Here is a 16,651-nt window from a genome sequence, read left to right on the forward strand (position 1 = left end):
AGCATCCCGAGGAATATTCTTGGTTTTTTCCTAAAGCGCCTGTCCGGCAGCGTGTCCGCTGGCCCAGGCCCATTGAAAATTATAGCCGCCCAGCCACCCGGTGACGTCAACGGCTTCGCCGATCGCATAGAGGTTTTGGGTGCTTTTGGCCATCATTGTTTGCGACGACAGCCCGGCGGTTGCGATTCCGCCGATCGTGACCTCCGCTTTGGCGAAACCTTCGGTGCCGTTGGGGCGGAATGCCCAGCTTGCCAGACGCGTCTCGGCGTCGGCCAGTTTGCGATCGGTCAAGGCGCCGAGTTCGCCGGGCAGCGCCAGCCGGTCGGCGAGGGTTTCGGCGAGACGGTCAGGAAGGTGGGCGCCGAGCGCTGCGCGTAAGGTGGCGCGCGGGCGGCTGCGTTTGGCGTCGGTGAGCCAGCCTTGCGGGGCGCCCGGCAGGAAGTCGATCGTCACCGGCTCGCCGTGCCGCCAATAGCTGCTGACCTGCAGGATTGCGGGGCCGGAGAGGCCCTTGTGGGTGAACAGCGCCGCCTCGCGGAACGCCGCTTTGCCCGCGCGCGCCTCGACCGGGGCGGCGATGCCCGAGAGGGTGCGGAACAGCACATCGCCGCCGCCGAGCGTCAGCGGGACGAGCGCGGGACGCGGCTCGACGACTTTCAGGCCGAACTGGCGCGCGAGGTCGTAGGCGAAGCCGGTGGCGCCCATCTTGGGGATCGAGGGGCCGCCGGTGGCGATGACGAGGGCGGGCGCGGAGAAGTGGAAGTTGCCGAAAGTGCCGCGGAAAATGCCGTCGCTATGCTCGACCCGTCTTACAGGTTCGCCGCAGCGGATGTCGACGCCGCCCTTGGCGCACTCCGCCAGCAGCATCGCGACGATCTGTTTCGCCGAGCCGTCGCAGAACAGCTGGCCGAGGGTTTTTTCATGATAAGCAATGCCATAGGCATCGACCAGCGCGATGAAATCGGCGGGGGTGTAGCGCGCGAGCGCCGATTTGGCGAAATGCGGGTTCGCCGAGATATAGCGGTCGGCGCTGGTGTGGATGTTGGTGAAGTTACACCGCCCGCCGCCCGAAATGAGGATTTTCTTGCCGACCGCATCGGCATGGTCGAGCAGCAGCACGCGCTTGCCGCGCTGCCCCGCGACCGCGGCGCACATCAGCCCGGCCGCGCCGGCGCCCAGCACGACGGCATCATAGTTGGCGGCGGACATGGCGGATCAGTGCAGCTTGGCGATCGGCAGGCCGTCGGCCTTGGCGCGGGTCTTCACCGATTCCTCGCTGCGGGTCAGCGCCTTGGCGATGGCTTTGAGCGCTATGCCCTTCTTTGCCAGCGTGTGCAGCTTGTCGATCTCGGCTGCGGTCCACGGCTGTTTGTGGCGTTCGAACTTGTCTTTCATGCCCATGTCTCCGGATCGGTCGCGGCGGCGATGATCGTCAATGCGTCCTCGCGGCCCTGATATTCGAGCGTTTCGCCAACTTCGGCGCCCATCAGCGCGCGCGCGAGGGGCGCTGAAAAGGCGATGGTGCCCTGCGCCGGATCGGCCTCGTCATGGCCGACGATGGTCAGCGTGCGTTCGTTGCCGTTCAGCGCGAAAATCACCCTGCTGCCGATGCCTACGACATCGGCGGCGGGCGCGGGCTGCACCTCGGCGGTCGACTGGCGGGTGTGGACATAGCGTTGCCGACGCAGCAATTTCTTGCGCGCTTCCTCTTCGGTCGCGCCCGCGATCGCATCCGCGAGCCGCGCCGCTTCCTCGCCGAGCAGCCGCAAGCCGCGCGGCGTGACCAGGTTCGGGCCGACCGGGATCGGCCATTCGAACGCGGGTTCCATATGCTCGTCATCGCTTTCGCGACGGAATGCGACGCTCATCGTCAGTCTCTCTGGTCCAGGGGGAAGGGCGCCTTTGCCCCACGAAGGTGGCGACAAGATGGCGCGAAATTCTGGCGCGGGCGTAACCGGGCGCGGTGGTCTTGCGAACAGCAGCATGATGCCATCCCCCGCATCAAGGGTTCAAACGGAGTATCCCGCATGTCGAACAGCCTCAAACTCTCGCTCGCTGCCTCGGCGGTCCTTGCCATGGCCGCCGGTGCCACGCTTTCCGGCCCCGCCTTCGCCGCCGATGGCGCCAAGGAAAAATGCTATGGCGTCGCGCTGAAGGGCAAGAACGACTGCGCTGCCGGCCCGGGCACGAGCTGCGCCGGCACCTCGACCGTCGATTATCAGGGCAATGCCTGGAAAAATGTCCCCAAGGGCAGTTGCGTGAAGATGGGCGGCACGCTGACCGCGCACAAGGGCAACGCCAAACCGGTCGCCAGCAAGGGCTGACCGGTCCGATCATGACACCCCCCCGCTCGTTCCGTGACTTGCCGCGACGCGCCGGCTTCGGGCTCAAGCCCGAGCATTATGCCGACGTGCTGGCGGCGGCGGAGCGGTCGACCCTGCCCGCCTGGGCCGAAATCCACCCCCAAAATTATTTCGGCACAGGTGGGCCTCCGCATCGCTGGCTGACCGCGATTGCCGCGCATCTGCCGCTGAGTTTCCATTCGGTCGGGCTGTCGCTCGGCTCGGCGGCCGGGGTCGATGCGGACGAACTCGAAGCGCTTGCGTTGCTGTGCGACCGCTATCAACCGGCGATGGTGTCGGACCATCTGAGCTGGAGCAACGGCGGCGATGACAAATTCCCCGACCTTTTGCCAGTTCCTTACAGCCACGCCGCGCTGGACCATTTCGCCGTGCAGGTGGGCCGTGTGCAACAGCGGCTGCGCCGGCCGATGCTGATCGAAAATCCCTCGCGCTATGTCGCCTATACGGCTGACGACTGGTCGGAGGTCGATTTCCTTCACGAACTCTGCCGCCGCAGCGGTTGCGGGCTGATCCTCGACATCAACAATGTCGAGGTGTCGGCGCACAATCTCGGGCTCGATCCCGACGCATGGCTCGCCGTCGTCGATCCCGCACTGGTCGGCGAAATCCATGTCGCGGGCCATGCGGTGAAGGACGACGGCTGGGGCGGCCTTATCGCGATCGACGATCATGGCTCGGCGGTACGCGCCAGCTGCCGGGACCGGCTCGCCAGCTTCCTGCGCCGCGCCGGGCCGAAACCGGTGCTCGTCGAATGGGACAGCAACGTCCCCGATTTCGCGACGCTGATGGCCGAAGTCGCGACCGCCGACACGTTGCTGACCGAAATGCGTGTCGGTGCTTGAACGCGACCAGGCGGCGATTGCGGCGGCGTTGGTTGCAGGACCCGCACATTTGCCGCCCGACCTGTTCGCGGGCGAATGGGCGCATGTGCTGCGCGCGATGACGGTGCACGCCAACACGATTTCGCACGCGCGACTCGTCGCGCTCGAAGACACATTCCCGCGTACCCGCGCCTGGCTGGGCGAGCCCGAATTCAACCGGCTGTCGCGCGATTTCGTCGAGCGTGGCGGAGCGAAGGGATGGGCGCCTGCGCAGATCGGGGCGGGCTTTCCCGATTTCCTGACGCGCGAAAGCGGCGCGCTCGCGGCGGATCTGGCGCGCGTCGAATGGGCTTGGCTTACCGCCTATCACGCCGCCGACGCCCCAGCGCTGACGCTCGCCGACCTCGCCGGGCAGGACGAGGCGAGCCTGCTGGCGCTGCCGGTGCGGCTTCATCCCGCTGCCATGACCGTGACACTGGCGAGCGACGCCGCACCGATCCTCGATCCCGACCTGCCCGGCAGCACCGCCGCGCTGCTGATCACCCGGCCAGAGGCAGAGGTGCGGCTGTTGCCCACGACGCTCGCGACCCTCGCCACGCTTGCGGTTGCACAAAAGATCACACCTCTCGGTAACCTGATCGAACGCCTCACCGAACATCAGGACGGAGACGGCGCTGCCGTCGTGCCGCTGATCGCGGCGGGTGCATTGGAGAGGGTCCGACGATGGCGAAAATGATGACGCTGTACGACCGCGCGGTGAGCATCGCGGGCGCGCGCGTCCCGGAGGGCCTGGCGCTGTTGCTGTTGCGCGTCGCGCTGGCCGGGGTGTTCTGGCGTTCGGGCCGGACCAAGGTGGTCGAGGGCAGCTGGTTTCGGATCAACCCCGACACCTATGACCTTTTCCGCACCGAATTTTCCGGCCTGCCGCTCGACCCGTCGATCGCGGTGCCGTTGACCGGCTTTGCCGAACATGTCTTTCCGATGCTGTTGCTGTTAGGGCTGGCGACGCGCTTATCCGCGGGCGCGCTGTTGGTGATGACGCTGGTGATCCAGATTTTCGTCTTTCCCGATGCCTGGTGGCCGGTGCACAGCCTGTGGGCGGCGATGGCGGCGGTATTGATCGTGCGCGGCGGCGGGCTGTTGTCGCTCGACGCGCTGGCGCTGAAGCTGCGCGGCCGGTGAGTATCGACGAACCGTCGCTGGCGCGGTTGATGGCGGCGTCGCAGCGCGGCGACCGCGCCGCCTATCGCGCGCTGCTGACCGATTGCCGGCGCTGGCTGTCGCGCTATTTCGCGCGCCGCATCGCGCCGCATCAGATCGACGATCTGGTGCAGGAAACCTTGGTGTCGATGCACCGCAAGCTCGATACTTGGGACAGCCGCCGCGCCTTCCTGCCCTGGCTCGCGGCGATCGCGCGCTATCGCTGGATCGATGCGCTGCGCCGCCAGCGCGATGCCGCCGAACTCCACGACGACGACGCCTTTGTCGACGCCGAGGACGAGGCGGTCCACGCGCGGCTCAGCCTCGACCGCATGCTGACGCAGCTGCCCGCGGGGCAGGCGCAGGCGATCACTTTGGTCAAGATCGAAGGCGCCTCGATCGCCGAGGCCGCGCAGATTTGCGGCCAGAGCGAATCGCTGGTCAAAGTGAATATCCATCGCGGGCTCAAGAAGCTGGCGCTCCTGATTGAAAGTGAATGAGATGACCGACGCATCGATCGACGAGCTGATCGACGGCCTGGCCGGCGACCTGCGGCCGGTGAAACCGCGCCGGATCGTGCGCGGCTCGCTCTGGGTTGCCGCGGGCTGGCTGGTCGGGGCCGCCGCCTTGTTGTGGCTGACCGGGATGCGCCACGACCTTGCGGCGGGCACGATGATGCCCGCGTTGTCGCTGCTCGCCTTTTGGACGATCGTCGCGCTCGGTGTCGCGGCGGCGTGGAGTGCGCTGCGCATGGGGTTGCCCGGGGTCGGCCGCGATTACAGCGGCTGGCACTGGGCCGGGCTCGCCGCGCTGGCGCTGCCGGTCACCGCGATCGTTATCGGTTTCGGCGACCATCACGCCGCGATGGAGGCGGCGCGGCCCGAAAACGGCATGCGCTGCATGATCGAGGGCGTGGTGTCGGGGTTGGGCGTCGGCGTGGCGCTGTTCGCCTGGCTGAAGCGCGCCGCGCCGACCTCACCGACGCGTGCGGGCTGGGCGATCGGCATCGCCGCCGGGGCCGCCGGCGCGACGATCGTCGCGCTCCACTGCGCGTCGAACGACATGATGCATATCGCGCTCTGGCACGGGCTTGCGGTCGCGCTGTCGGGGGTCGCCGGGCGCATCCTGCTGGCGCCGCTGCTGCGCTGGTAGCATCTGGACAGGTCCGAACTTGTGTGTTATTCATGCAATACACAAAGGAGATTGGACGATGCGGAACTCGACGATGACGGCGCTGGCTTTGGCCCTGACCCTGTCGATGACAGTGACGGCGTGCAGCGGCACGGTGACGACCGAGAACAGCGACAAGGTCGAGAAGCGTTCGGGCGACGCCGGTCCGCCGACGACGCAAAGCTATGCGCTCACCGGTTTCACCGAGGTCGAGGTGACCGGTCCCGATGATGTCACCATCCGCCAGGGCGACGCCTTTTCGATCACCGCCAAGGGGCCGAAGGCCGAGGTCGAGGAGCTCGAGATCAAGCTCGACGGCCCGACGCTGTCGGTCGGGCGCAAGCGCGAGGGGTTCAGTTTCCGCCGCGGCGACCATGACGGGGTCCAGATCGCGATCACCATGCCCCGGCTGAACAAGGTGCGGCTGACCGGATCGGGTTCGGTCGATGCCGATGCCGTGGACGGCGACAAGGTCGAGGCGGCGCTGACCGGATCGGGTGACCTCAAGATCGCGAAGCTCACCGGAAAGAGCGCCGACCTGACCGTATCGGGGTCGGGCGACATCGGGATCGCGGGCGGCGCCATCGCCTCGGGTGAGATCGGCGTCACCGGATCGGGCGACGTCGACGCGGGCGGGCTGGTCGCGCAGACTCTCGACATTTCGGTCACCGGTTCGGGTAACGTCGGCGCGCAGGCGACCGGCAAGGCCGATATCCGCATCCTCGGTTCGGGCGACGTCGACCTGACGGGCGGCGCGACCTGTTCGACCAAGACCATGGGATCGGGCACCGCGACCTGCAAATGATCGGCCGCTGGCGCCGCCCGCCCGGACGGGGTAGGACGGCGCCATGGCTTCGATGATCCGATGCGCCGCGCTCGCGGCTTCCGCCCTGCTCGCCGTCGCCTCCGCATCGGCGGCGGAGAAGCGTTTCGGCCTGACCAGCTTCGAGGCGATCGAGGTCAATGCCGACGTCGTCGTCGAGGTGGTGACGCGCGCGCCGGTGGGCGCGGTGGCGAGCGGATCGCCCGACGCGCTCGACCGGCTGACCGTCGAGGCGCGCGACGGCAGGCTGGTGGTCGGGCAGAAAATCTATGCCGGCGACGAGAATCGGCGCCAGCCGCTCGGCCCGCTGACGCTGCGCATCAACGCCGCCAACCTGCGGTCGGCGACGCTCGTTGGCGCGGGGTCGCTGCAGATCGACAAGCTCAAAGGTACAAGGGTGACGATCGGGCTGCGCGGGCCGGGGCGGCTCATCGTCGGCGCGGTGACCAGCGACCGGCTGGCGGTCGCGATGGTCGGCAACGGCACGATGACGCTGGGCGGCGCTGCCAAAACGGCGCAGATGTCGCTGTCGGGGGCGGGTGTGGTCGACGCGGGCGCGCTGACGGTCGACGAACTGATCACCGACAGCGAAGGCACCGGCGACCATGTCTTCAGCGCCGTGAAGAGCGCCGCGATCACGACGCGCGGGGTCGGCAGCACGGTGGTCCTCGGCAAGCCGGTTTGCACCGTGCGCAATGCCGGGACCGGGACGGTGCGGTGCGGGGTCAAGAAATAAACGGTTCCCCTCCCGCTTGCGGGAGGAGAGACGCTATTGCCCCGCCGTCCCCAGCCCGTCGATCTTCTTCGACTGCTTCGCGATCAGCCCGGGGAACCAGCGCGCGAGGCGCGACAGGCGCTTGGCCATCTTGCCGACGGTGACATGGACCTTGTCGCCATGCACCGCTTCCCACGCCGCTTCGCCGACGCGTTCGACGGGGACGATCTCGAACCCGCTCGACGACAGGCGGTCGCGTGCGGGTTCGTTGCTGTCGGCGCTGACCTGGTCGAGCAGGGGTGTGTCGATGAAGCCGGGCATCAGCGAACGCACCTTGATGCCATATTTGGCGAACTCGATCTCGAGCGCTTCGGTCAATCCGCGCACCGCGAATTTGGTCGCCGAATAGATGGCGAGGCCCGCGACGCCATAGAAGCCCGAGGCCGATCCGGTGTTGAGGATCGTCGATCCCGGCGTCGCGCGGAGCAGCGGCAAGGCGCTGTAGATGCCGTTGACGACGCCGCCGAAGTTGATCGCGATCAGCCGGTCGGCCTCGGCCGGCGGCATGTCGACGAACTGGCCGCCGGTGCCGATGCCGGCATTGTTGAACAGCACGTCGAGGCGATCGCCGCTGGCCCTGGCGAAGTCGGCGAGCGCCGCCGCCCACTGGTCGCGGTCGCGCACGTCCATGATATGGCGCGACGACGCGCCTACGGGGAGCAGCGCGGCGGTCTCGTCGATCCCTTGCGCATTGACGTCGGCGATCCCGACGAACCAGCCCTGCGCGGCGAAATGGCGCGCGGTCGCGCGGCCGATGCCCGATCCGCCGCCGGTGATGAAAATCGCCTTCCTGCTCATCCGCGCCCTCTCCTTACATTCTTGTCAGCGACAGATGATGCGATGCCGGCGGCGAGGTCAAGCGGCAATCGCGGGCTTGGCAAGGCGGGGCGGGACTGGCAATCCGGTGCCTAGGGCAAATGGGGGTATGGCGTGCGAATTTTCCTGGGGGTTTTGACCATGTTGGCCGGCGGTGCCGCCGCGATCGCGGCACCGGGCGATGCGCCGCCGCTCGCGCGGATCACCGACCTGTCGGAGCCGCTGGCTCCTGCGGGCAACCCCGGAAGCTGGGCCACCAACGACGATTATCCGACCGGCGCGATGCTGGAGGGGCGCGAAGGGACGAGCGGGTTCCGCCTGACGATCGACAGCAGCGGCAAGCCGACGGCCTGCGAGATCGTCAGCCCGAGCGGTCATGCCGACCTCGATGCGGCGACGTGCCGGCTCGTCCTCGAACGGGCGCGCTTCAAGCCGGGTGCCGACGCGCGCGGCAAGCCGGTGGGCGGTACCTATAGCAACCGCATCCGCTGGCAGATTCCCGCCGGGCATCGCCATTTTCCCGACGGCGGCGGGGTCGGGCTGAACGCGATGCTCGAGGGCTGGCCGCGACCGGCGTTGCCGACGCCCGAGACGACGACGATCAGGCCCGCCGACCATTATCCGGCAGCCGCGCTCGCCGCGGGTGAAGAGGGCGAGGTGCGCATGATGCTGTCGGTCGATGCGGGCGGGGCGGTCACCGATTGCATGGTCACCGGCGGCAGCGGGTCGGACGATCTCGACAATGCGGCCTGCGCGCTGATGCGGCGCGAGGCGAAGTTCGTGCCGGCGCTGGACGGCAATGGAAAGCCGACGGCCGGCCGCTTCGTCATGGATTACCAGTGGAAGCTGCCTGTCGTCGCGACGCCGGACGAGGCCGAACTGGCCGACGCGCTGGGTGAACTGCCCAGGAAGCGGGTCCCGCAATTCCCGATGAGCGAACCCGCCACGGGCTCATTCTCGATCGTGATCAACGCCGACGGCAGCGTCGGCGCCTGCGATTTTGCGGTGAAGGGCGCCAATGCGGCGATGCCGCAGGGCGCCAATCTTTGCGACCTGCTGGGCGGCAAGAATCGCTATGCGCCGTTCCTCGACGCTGCGGGCAAGCCGGTCGCGCGGCGCATCGTCCTGACCACCGACCTTAGTATCGGCGACGTGCCGACGGTCGAGGCGACGACGAAGTGACACCGGCTAACCCCTAGACGTCGCGGGCCTTTCACCCTATGTTCAGCATCCAGCGTGCTATAAACCGCGCACTGGACGAAAAAGGGGCTTATTTCTTTGCGTTTGTTGCTGACCCTGTTGGCTTTGCTTACCGGACTCGCCGGCGCCGATCGCGCCATGGCGGCGCCCGCGACGCCGGCTGCGATGGGGTCGATGCTGTTGCTTGCCGAAAGCGGGCAACAGAGCGAAACGACCGACAATGACCGCCGCCCCGTCACCACGACGCCGCCCCGGCGGACCGTCACCTCGGGACGCAAGCCGCGCAAGACCGCGCCGCCGCACCTTCCCGGCCTGCTCATCGGCAGCGACCGCGCGCTCGAATAGCGTCTGACCTCCGGGCGCTTCGGCGCCCGACGCCTATTGCGGCCGAGCGTTTGACGCGCGGCCGGACGACCGCAACTGCGGTCCGCCCCTTCATCATATCCCAAGGAAATCCGCTATGTTCGGCAGCATTGCCAAGAGCCTGTTCGGCTCGTCCAACGACCGTTATGTCAATTCGATCCGCAAGATCGTCGACAAGGTCAATGCCTTCGAACCGACGATGCAGTCGTTCGACGATGCCACGCTGCAGGCACAGACCCAGAAATTCCGCGACCGGCTCGAAGCCGGCGAGACGCTCGACGACATCCTGCCCGAAGCTTTCGCCACGGTGCGCGAGGCGGCGGTCCGCACGCTCGGCATGCGCCACTTCGACGTCCAGTTGGTCGGCGGCGTCGTCCTCCACCGCGGCGAGATCGCCGAAATGGCGACCGGCGAAGGCAAGACGCTGATGGCGACGCTGCCCTGCTATCTCAACGCGCTCGAGGGCAAGGGCGTCCACGTCGTGACCGTCAACGACTATCTGGCGACGCGCGATGCCGAATGGATGGGCACCGTCTACAGCTTCCTCGGCCTGACCACCGGGATCATCGTCCCCAACCTCAACGAGATGCAGCGCCGCGACGCCTATAACAGCGACATCACCTATGCGACGAACAACGAACTCGGTTTCGATTATCTGCGCGACAATATGAAGTTCGACCGTCAGCAGATGGTCCACCGCACCTTCAACTTCGGCATCGTCGACGAGGTCGATTCGATCCTGATCGACGAGGCGCGCACGCCGCTGATCATCTCGGGCCCGACCGACGACAAGTCCGAACTCTATATCCGCGTCAACGAGGTGGTCCACCAGCTCGTCGAGGACGACTATGAAAAGGACGAAAAGTCCAAGTCGATCAGCCTGACCGAGGACGGCACCGAGCATGTCGAGCGCCTGCTCGAGGCCGCGGGCCTGCTGCAGGGCAGCAACCTCTACGACATCGAAAACACCCAGGTCGTCCATCACGTCAATCAGGCGCTGAAGGCGATCATCATGTTCCGCATCGACACCGACTATATCGTCAAGGACGGCAAGGTCGTGATCATCGACGAATTCACCGGCCGCATGATGGACGGACGCCGCTGGTCCGACGGCCTGCACCAGGCGGTCGAGGCGAAGGAAGGGGTGCAGATCGAGCCCGAGAACCAGACGCTCGCGTCGATCACCTTCCAGAATTATTTCCGCATGTATCCGAAGCTCAGCGGCATGACCGGCACCGCATCGACCGAAGCCGCCGAATTCTTCGACATCTACAAGATGAACTGCGTCACCATCCCGACCAATCGCCCGATCGCGCGGCAGGACGACGAGGACGAGTTCTACAAGAATATCACCGACAAGTTCGGCGCCATCGCCAAGACGATCCGCGAAGCGAACGAGCGCGGCCAGCCGGTGCTGGTCGGCACTGTGTCGATCGAAAAGTCCGAGCTGCTGTCCTCCTATCTCGAAAAGGAAGGCGTGCCGCACAGCGTGCTCAACGCGCGTTTCCATGAGAGCGAGGCGCATATCGTCGCGCAGGCGGGCCGCACCGGCGCGGTGACCATCGCGACCAACATGGCGGGCCGCGGCACCGACATCAAACTGGGCGGTAACGAAGAATTCCGCATCGACGACGAGCTCAAGGATCTGCCCGAGGGTCCCGAGCGCGAGGCCGGCATCGCGCGCATCCAGGCCGAGGTCGCCGCCGAACGCGAGGCGGTGAAGGCCGCGGGCGGGCTGTTCGTGCTCGCGACCGAACGCCACGAAAGCCGCCGCATCGATAACCAGCTGCGCGGCCGTTCGGGGCGCCAGGGCGACCCGGGCCTGTCGAAATTCTATCTCTGCCTCGACGACGATCTGCTGCGCATCTTCGGTCCCGACACGCTCTTTTCGAAGATGATGAACAAGAATCTCGAGGATGGCGAAGCGATCGGGTCGAAATGGCTGTCGAAGGCGATCGAGACCGCGCAGAAGAAGGTCGAGGCGCGCAACTACGACATTCGCAAACAGGTCGTCGAATATGACAACGTCATGAACGACCAGCGCAAGGTCATCTACGAGCAGCGCGGCGAGATCATCGACAGCGAGACCGTCGACGAAGTGATGTACGCGATGCGCGCAGAGACGGTGAACGCGATCGTCGCCGACGCGTGCCCGCCGGGCAGCTATCCCGAACAGTGGAATGTCGAGGGGATGAAGGAGCGCGCGCTGAACGTGCTCGACCTCGACCTGCCGATCGAGGCGTGGATGGAGGAAGATGCGGTCGACCCCGAGGTGTTCGAGGAACGCATCCAGGAACGCGCCGACGCCACCGCGGCCGAAAAGGCGGCGCTGGTCGATGCCGACACCTGGAAGAGCATCGAGAAATCGGTGCTGCTGCAGACCCTCGACCATCAATGGAAAGAGCATCTGGCGACCCTCGACGCGCTGCGCCAGGTCGTCTTCCTGCGCGCCTATGCGCAGAAACAGCCGATCAACGAATATAAGCAGGAGGCGTTCGCATTGTTCGAACGCATGCTGTCGACGATCCGCGAGGATGTGACGCGCACGATCGCGCGGATCGACCTGCGCTTCGAAGAACCCGAACCGATGCCGCTGCCCGACCTGCCCGATTTCCTGACGACGCACATCGACCCGTTCACCGGCGACGACAACAGCGCCGATATCGACGGCGGGTCGTTCGGGGCGATCGCCAATACGCTGCCGCCGATGCAGATCCCGCGCCCCGACCTGCCGCAGGGGGAAAACCCCTATGCGGAACTGGAAATCAGCCGCAATTCGCCATGTCCTTGCGGATCGGGCCGCAAGTACAAGCACTGCCACGGCGCACTGTGATGGCGGACGCCGGCCGGATCGAGCTTCGGCTGCGCATCCGGCTCGGCGACGCCATCGCGATGGGGCCGGGCAAGGCCGACCTGCTGGGCGCGATCGACGCGCACGGATCGATCTCGGCCGCGGCGCGCGCGATCGGCATGAGCTATCGTCGCGCCTGGCTGCTCGTCGAGGAAATGAACGCCTGCTTCGCGGCGCCATTGGTCGAAACGCGGCCGGGCGCGGGCGCGCAGGTGAGCGAGGGCGCACGGGCTGTGCTGGCTGCATATCGGCGGGCCGAGGCGGCGGCGGTCGAGGCGGCTGAGCGCGAGCTGGCGGCGGTCGGCGAGTTGCTCAAGCCGGAGTGACGACGGGATTGGGGGTAGGAGGCGAAAAAATCGCACCATCTCCCGTTCGTGTCGAGCGAAGTCGAGACACCCCGAAGGCAAGTGCTTCCGATGGGTGTCTCGACTTCGCTCGACACGAACCGAAAGAGAGGGCGGTCTCGTTTCCACCCCCGACCGGTCAACCGGCCCGGGCCTGCAAAGCCGCTACGGCGCCCGCACCACCAGCACGCGCACGCTGGCGGCTTCGCCCTTCGACAGCGCCAGCTCATAGGTCCCGGGCTTGAGGTCGAACCACACCACCTTGCGGATGCCCGAACAGGCGGGGCCGTGGCCATGCTCGACCGATGTCTGCGTGGTGCCGCCCGCGACGAGGTCGATCCAAACCTTGCTGCCCGCCGCGAGGCCGTAGCGGCCGGCGGTCGCGATCGTCAGCGGCCGCGACGCGGCGCCATCGGCGAGCGGCAGGGTCACCGGCGTCCCGATCGCGAGCGCCGCCGCATCGCCGTCGGCAGTCGCCCAGGCGGCGTAGGGCGTCTCGCCGAGGTCGGCGGGGGCGGCGCAGGACGCGGGGTCCGCTGCGAGCGCGGGCGCGGCGGTGGATAGCAACAGGGCGAGAAGCGCGGCGCGGTACATGAGGGCGGGGTCCTTCGGTCTGGCAAATCTATATTTCGATGTATATGGCTTAGCGCTACAGGCAAAGGGGATTTCATGGGCTGGCTGGCATTTGCATTCGGGGTGACCGCGCTGCTCTATGCCGCGGTCGGGTTTGGCGGCGGGTCGACCTATACCGCACTGCTCCTGCTCGGCGGGGTCGCGGTGGGGCTCGTCCCCGCGATCAGCCTCGCGTGTAATGTCATCGTCGTCACCGGCGGCACGATCCGCTTCGCGCGCTCGGGGGCGATGCCTTGGGCCAAGGCGCTTCCCCTCATCGCCGTGGCGGCGCCGCTGGCGTTCCTCGGCGGGCTGACCCCGGTCAAGCAGGGCGTGCTGGTGATCCTGCTCGGCGTCTCGTTGCTGGCCTCGGCGATCGCGCTGCTCGTCCAGCCGCAGACGGCAAAGCCGGTCAAGCTCTCGCCGAAACTGCTGCTGCCGATCGCGGCGGGGCTCGGCTATCTCGCGGGCGTCGTCGGCATCGGCGGCGGTATCTTCCTCGCGCCGATCCTGCACCTCGTGCGCTGGGCCGAGGCGCGGCAGGTCGCGGCGACCGCGAGCCTGTTCATCCTCGTCAACAGCCTGTTCGGGCTGACCGGCCAGCTGATAAAGGGCAAGGGCGGCGAGATGCTGCATGCCGTGGCCGATCATTGGCCGTTGCTGGTAGCGGTGCTTATCGGCGGCGCGATCGGCACCCAGATCGCGGTGAAGACCGGACCCGCGGTGCTGATCCGGCGCTTGACCGCGCTGCTGGTCGGGTTTGTGGCGGTCCGCCTGCTCTTTGGTTTCTGACGCCTTTTACCCATCTTGCCTTCCCGCGCCGGAGTGCTAGCATTGCGCCTACAAGCTTGGCGGCCATGTAGCCGACAGGCGCGCAGCAGCTGGAACTCGAGGGCGCCGCACCCGTTGCGGTGAGCGAAGGCGTGTTGCGTGGAAAGGGCCGGCTCCATTAATTTCTTTGACGAGATGCAGGGCCAGGGGGGCGACGTCCGGACGCCCTACAGCGAATTTTGCGAGTGGTTCGATGCCGAGGAACCCGCGCGCATCCACCGCAAGGCGCAGCAGGCCGAGGCTTTTTTCCGAACCACCGGAATCACCTTCAACGTCTATGGCCAGGACGACGCCGACGAGCGTCTCATCCCCTTCGACGTCGTGCCGCGGATCATTTCGGCGAGCGAATGGCGCCGGCTGTCGCGCGGCATCGAACAGCGCGTGCGCGCGCTCAACGCCTTCCTTCACGACATCTATCACCGGCAGGAGATTCTGCGGGCCGGCCGCGTCCCGATCGAGCTGATCTCGCGCAATGAGGCGTTCCTGCCGATGATGATGGGCATGGACCCGCCGGGCGGCGTCTATACCCATATCAGCGGCACCGACATCGTGCGCACCGGGGCGAACGAATTCTATGTGCTCGAGGACAATGCGCGCACCCCGTCGGGTGTGTCCTATATGCTCGAGAATCGCGAGACGATGCTCCAGATGTTTCCCGAGCTGTTCGCGAAGGTGCCGGTGCGCGAGGTCAGCGACTATCCGATCAACCTCTTGCGCTCGCTTGCCGCCTGCGCGCCGCCGATGTGCGGGGGGACGCCGACGGTCGCGGTCTTGACCCCAGGCATCCACAACAGCGCCTATTTCGAACACAGCTTCCTCGCCGACCAGATGGGCGCCGAGCTGGTCGAGGGGCATGATCTGCGCGTCGTCGGCGGCCGCGTCGCGATGCGGACGACGCAGGGCTATAAGGCGATCGACGTCCTCTATCGCCGCGTCGACGATGACTTCCTCGACCCGCTGAATTTCCGGCCCGACTCGGTGCTCGGGGTGCCGGGGATCTGGGACGTCTATCGCGCCGGCGGCATCACCATCGCCAATGCGCCGGGCACCGGCATCGCCGACGATAAGGCGCTGTACAGCTACATGCCCGACATCATCGAATTCTACACCGGCGAGCGCGCGCTGCTGCCCAATGTGCCGACCTGGCGCTGCAGCGAGCCCGAGCATCTGCGCGAGGTGCTCGACAAATTGCCCGAGCTGGTGGTCAAGGAAGTCCATGGATCGGGCGGTTACGGCATGCTCGTCGGCCCCGCCGCGAGCAAGAAAGAGATCGCCGCCTTTCGTGCCAAGCTGGAGGCGAACCCGCGCAACTATATCGCGCAGCCGACGCTGTCGCTGTCGACGGTCCCGATCTTCACCAAGAGCGGGCTCGCGCCGCGCCACGTCGACCTGCGCCCCTTCGTCCTGATGTCGCCTCAAGGCATCACCATCACCCCCGGCGGGCTGACCCGCGTCGCGATGACCAAGGGATCGCTGGTGGTGAATTCGAGCCAGGGCGGCGGGACCAAGGACACCTGGGTGCTGGAAGACTGATGCTGGGAAAAACCGCAGGCAGCCTCTTCTGGATGGCACGCTATCTCGAACGCAGCGAGAATAATGCGCGGCTGATCGACGCGGGGTTCCGCATCGCGCTGACCCGGTCGAGCACCGCCAAGGCCGAGTGGAAATCGATCCTGATCACTGCGGGGTCGAACCAGGCCTATGCCGCGACGGGGCATGAATATAGCTCGGCGAAGGTCGTCGACTTCATGCTCCGCGATCCGCACAATCCGTCGAGCATCATTTCGGTCGTCAAGCAGGCGCGCGACAATGCGCGTACCGCGCGTACCTATCTCACCCGCGAGGTGTGGGAGGCGGTCAACACCAGCTGGATGACGCTGGGCGCGCTGCTCAAGCGGCAGGTGCGCGACGATGATCTGCCCGATGTCCTCTCGGCGATCCGCCAGCAGAGCGCGCAGGTGCGCGGCGCCTGGACTGGCACGATGCTGCGCAACGACGGCTATAATTTCGCGCGCCTCGGCACCTTCCTCGAACGCGCCGACAACACCGCGCGCATCCTCGACGTCAAATATTACCTCCTGCTGCCGTCGGTCGCGCACATCGGCAGCTCGATCGACAATGTGCAGTGGGAAACGATCCTGCGCTCGGTGTCGGCGCACCGCGCCTATCACTGGCTCTATGGGGCGGAGATCAGCGCGCTCAAGATCGCCGAATTCCTGATCCTCTATAAACAGATGCCGCGCAGCCTCGCCTTCTGTGCGCAGAAGATGCAGGACAATATCGGCTGGTTGCAACGCGGCTATGGCGAGGAGACCGAGGCGGGACGGATGGCCGACGCGCTGCTCCACAAAAAACTCGCGGGTCCGATCCAGGCGATCTTCGACGGCGGCCTGCACGAATATATCACCGACTTCCTCCGCGCCAATGCCGCGCTCGCGCAGCAGATCGAGCGCGACTATCGCTTTGTGGTTTAGGGTTTTTT

General features: G+C 66.6%; 20 protein-coding genes. 15 read left to right on the top strand and 5 right to left on the bottom strand.

What is annotated here, in order from left to right; all coding sequences use genetic code 11:
* Positions 1–30: 30 nt before the first annotated feature.
* From AC07U1_RS10265 to AC07U1_RS10275, 3 genes are read right to left on the bottom strand one after another with little or no spacing between them, the layout of a single operon-like run.
* Positions 31–1,209, bottom strand: a complete 1,179-nt coding sequence (locus AC07U1_RS10265; RefSeq protein ID WP_495176594.1) for a BaiN/RdsA family NAD(P)/FAD-dependent oxidoreductase — start codon at positions 1,207–1,209, stop codon at positions 31–33.
* A 6-nt stretch (positions 1,210–1,215) separates the two neighbouring features.
* Positions 1,216–1,395: a hypothetical protein gene (locus AC07U1_RS10270; protein WP_082545001.1), complete on the bottom strand. Its 180-nt coding sequence runs from the start codon at positions 1,393–1,395 to the stop codon at positions 1,216–1,218.
* Complete coding sequence (locus tag AC07U1_RS10275; protein WP_495176593.1) at positions 1,392–1,868, bottom strand: GreA/GreB family elongation factor; 477 nt, start codon at positions 1,866–1,868, stop codon at positions 1,392–1,394. Before AC07U1_RS10275 ends, AC07U1_RS10270 begins: the two co-directional genes overlap by 4 nt.
* Before the next feature lie 159 nt (positions 1,869–2,027).
* On the opposite strand from AC07U1_RS10275, the gene AC07U1_RS10280 reads away from it, so the two are divergent.
* Genes AC07U1_RS10280 through AC07U1_RS10315 form a run of 8 tightly spaced genes read left to right on the top strand, consistent with a single transcriptional unit; the run spans position 2,028 to position 7,113 of the window.
* Positions 2,028–2,324, top strand: a complete 297-nt coding sequence (locus tag AC07U1_RS10280; RefSeq protein ID WP_495176592.1) for a BufA1 family periplasmic bufferin-type metallophore — start codon at positions 2,028–2,030, stop codon at positions 2,322–2,324.
* Between the two features lie 11 nt (positions 2,325–2,335).
* The gene (bufB, locus tag AC07U1_RS10285; RefSeq protein ID WP_495176591.1) at positions 2,336–3,205 is read left to right on the top strand and encodes an MNIO family bufferin maturase; all 870 of its coding nucleotides are present in this window, start codon (positions 2,336–2,338) and stop codon (positions 3,203–3,205) included.
* On the top strand, positions 3,192–3,920 hold the full coding sequence (locus tag AC07U1_RS10290) for an HvfC/BufC family peptide modification chaperone (protein ID WP_495197693.1): 729 nt from the start codon (positions 3,192–3,194) through the stop codon (positions 3,918–3,920). Before bufB ends, AC07U1_RS10290 begins: the two co-directional genes overlap by 14 nt.
* Entirely contained in the window at positions 3,908–4,366 is a 459-nt protein-coding gene (locus AC07U1_RS10295; protein WP_495176589.1) for a DoxX family protein, read from the top strand. The genes AC07U1_RS10290 and AC07U1_RS10295 overlap by 13 nt, the downstream gene beginning before the upstream one ends.
* Positions 4,363–4,884, top strand: coding sequence for a sigma-70 family RNA polymerase sigma factor (locus AC07U1_RS10300; protein WP_495176588.1), 522 nt, complete (start codon positions 4,363–4,365; stop codon positions 4,882–4,884). Before AC07U1_RS10295 ends, AC07U1_RS10300 begins: the two co-directional genes overlap by 4 nt.
* A 1-nt stretch (position 4,885) precedes the next feature.
* The gene (locus AC07U1_RS10305; RefSeq protein WP_495176587.1) at positions 4,886–5,536 is read left to right on the top strand and encodes an NrsF family protein; all 651 of its coding nucleotides are present in this window, start codon (positions 4,886–4,888) and stop codon (positions 5,534–5,536) included.
* Positions 5,537–5,594: 58 nt separating this feature from the next.
* A complete protein-coding gene (locus AC07U1_RS10310) occupies positions 5,595–6,359 on the top strand; it encodes a head GIN domain-containing protein (protein WP_495176586.1) in 765 nt (254 codons plus the stop codon).
* A gap of 43 nt (positions 6,360–6,402) precedes the next feature.
* A complete protein-coding gene (locus AC07U1_RS10315) occupies positions 6,403–7,113 on the top strand; it encodes a head GIN domain-containing protein (RefSeq protein WP_495176585.1) in 711 nt (236 codons plus the stop codon).
* Positions 7,114–7,146: 33 nt separating this feature from the next.
* On the opposite strand, the gene AC07U1_RS10320 is transcribed toward AC07U1_RS10315, so the two are convergent.
* A complete protein-coding gene (locus AC07U1_RS10320; RefSeq protein ID WP_495176584.1) occupies positions 7,147–7,950 on the bottom strand; it encodes an SDR family oxidoreductase in 804 nt (267 codons plus the stop codon).
* Between the two features lie 132 nt (positions 7,951–8,082).
* On the opposite strand from AC07U1_RS10320, the gene AC07U1_RS10325 reads away from it, so the two are divergent.
* The 4 genes from AC07U1_RS10325 (at position 8,083) to AC07U1_RS10340 (ending at position 12,708) form a co-directional block, all read left to right on the top strand.
* Positions 8,083–9,150, top strand: coding sequence for a TonB family protein (locus AC07U1_RS10325; protein WP_495197694.1), 1,068 nt, complete (start codon positions 8,083–8,085; stop codon positions 9,148–9,150).
* Between the two features lie 117 nt (positions 9,151–9,267).
* Positions 9,268–9,513 (top strand): hypothetical protein, encoded by a 246-nt coding sequence (locus tag AC07U1_RS10330; RefSeq protein ID WP_235535621.1) that lies wholly within the window; start codon positions 9,268–9,270, stop codon positions 9,511–9,513.
* Positions 9,514–9,628: 115 nt separating this feature from the next.
* Positions 9,629–12,364 carry a preprotein translocase subunit SecA gene (gene secA, locus AC07U1_RS10335; RefSeq protein ID WP_495176583.1) on the top strand — a complete coding sequence of 912 codons (2,736 nt, stop codon included), beginning with the start codon at positions 9,629–9,631 and terminating at the stop codon, positions 12,362–12,364.
* A complete protein-coding gene (locus tag AC07U1_RS10340) occupies positions 12,364–12,708 on the top strand; it encodes a winged helix-turn-helix domain-containing protein (RefSeq protein ID WP_492736720.1) in 345 nt (114 codons plus the stop codon). Before secA ends, AC07U1_RS10340 begins: the two co-directional genes overlap by 1 nt.
* 183 nt (positions 12,709–12,891) lie before the next feature.
* On the opposite strand, the gene AC07U1_RS10345 is transcribed toward AC07U1_RS10340, so the two are convergent.
* A complete protein-coding gene (locus AC07U1_RS10345; protein ID WP_495176582.1) occupies positions 12,892–13,320 on the bottom strand; it encodes a hypothetical protein in 429 nt (142 codons plus the stop codon).
* A 75-nt stretch (positions 13,321–13,395) separates the two neighbouring features.
* Here AC07U1_RS10345 and AC07U1_RS10350 point away from each other — a divergent pair, with 75 nt between their 5' ends.
* The 3 genes from AC07U1_RS10350 to AC07U1_RS10360 all read left to right on the top strand — a co-directional run bounded on the left by AC07U1_RS10350 (position 13,396) and on the right by AC07U1_RS10360 (position 16,643).
* Entirely contained in the window at positions 13,396–14,130 is a 735-nt protein-coding gene (locus AC07U1_RS10350) for a sulfite exporter TauE/SafE family protein (RefSeq protein WP_495176581.1), read from the top strand.
* A 174-nt stretch (positions 14,131–14,304) separates the two neighbouring features.
* A complete protein-coding gene (locus AC07U1_RS10355; protein WP_187140957.1) occupies positions 14,305–15,702 on the top strand; it encodes a circularly permuted type 2 ATP-grasp protein in 1,398 nt (465 codons plus the stop codon).
* Positions 15,702–16,643, top strand: a complete 942-nt coding sequence (locus AC07U1_RS10360; protein ID WP_492736713.1) for an alpha-E domain-containing protein — start codon at positions 15,702–15,704, stop codon at positions 16,641–16,643. The genes AC07U1_RS10355 and AC07U1_RS10360 overlap by 1 nt, the downstream gene beginning before the upstream one ends.
* The last annotated feature ends 8 nt before the right edge of the window (positions 16,644–16,651 follow it).

The organism is Sphingopyxis sp. GW821-FHT02C12 (assembly GCF_059421785.1).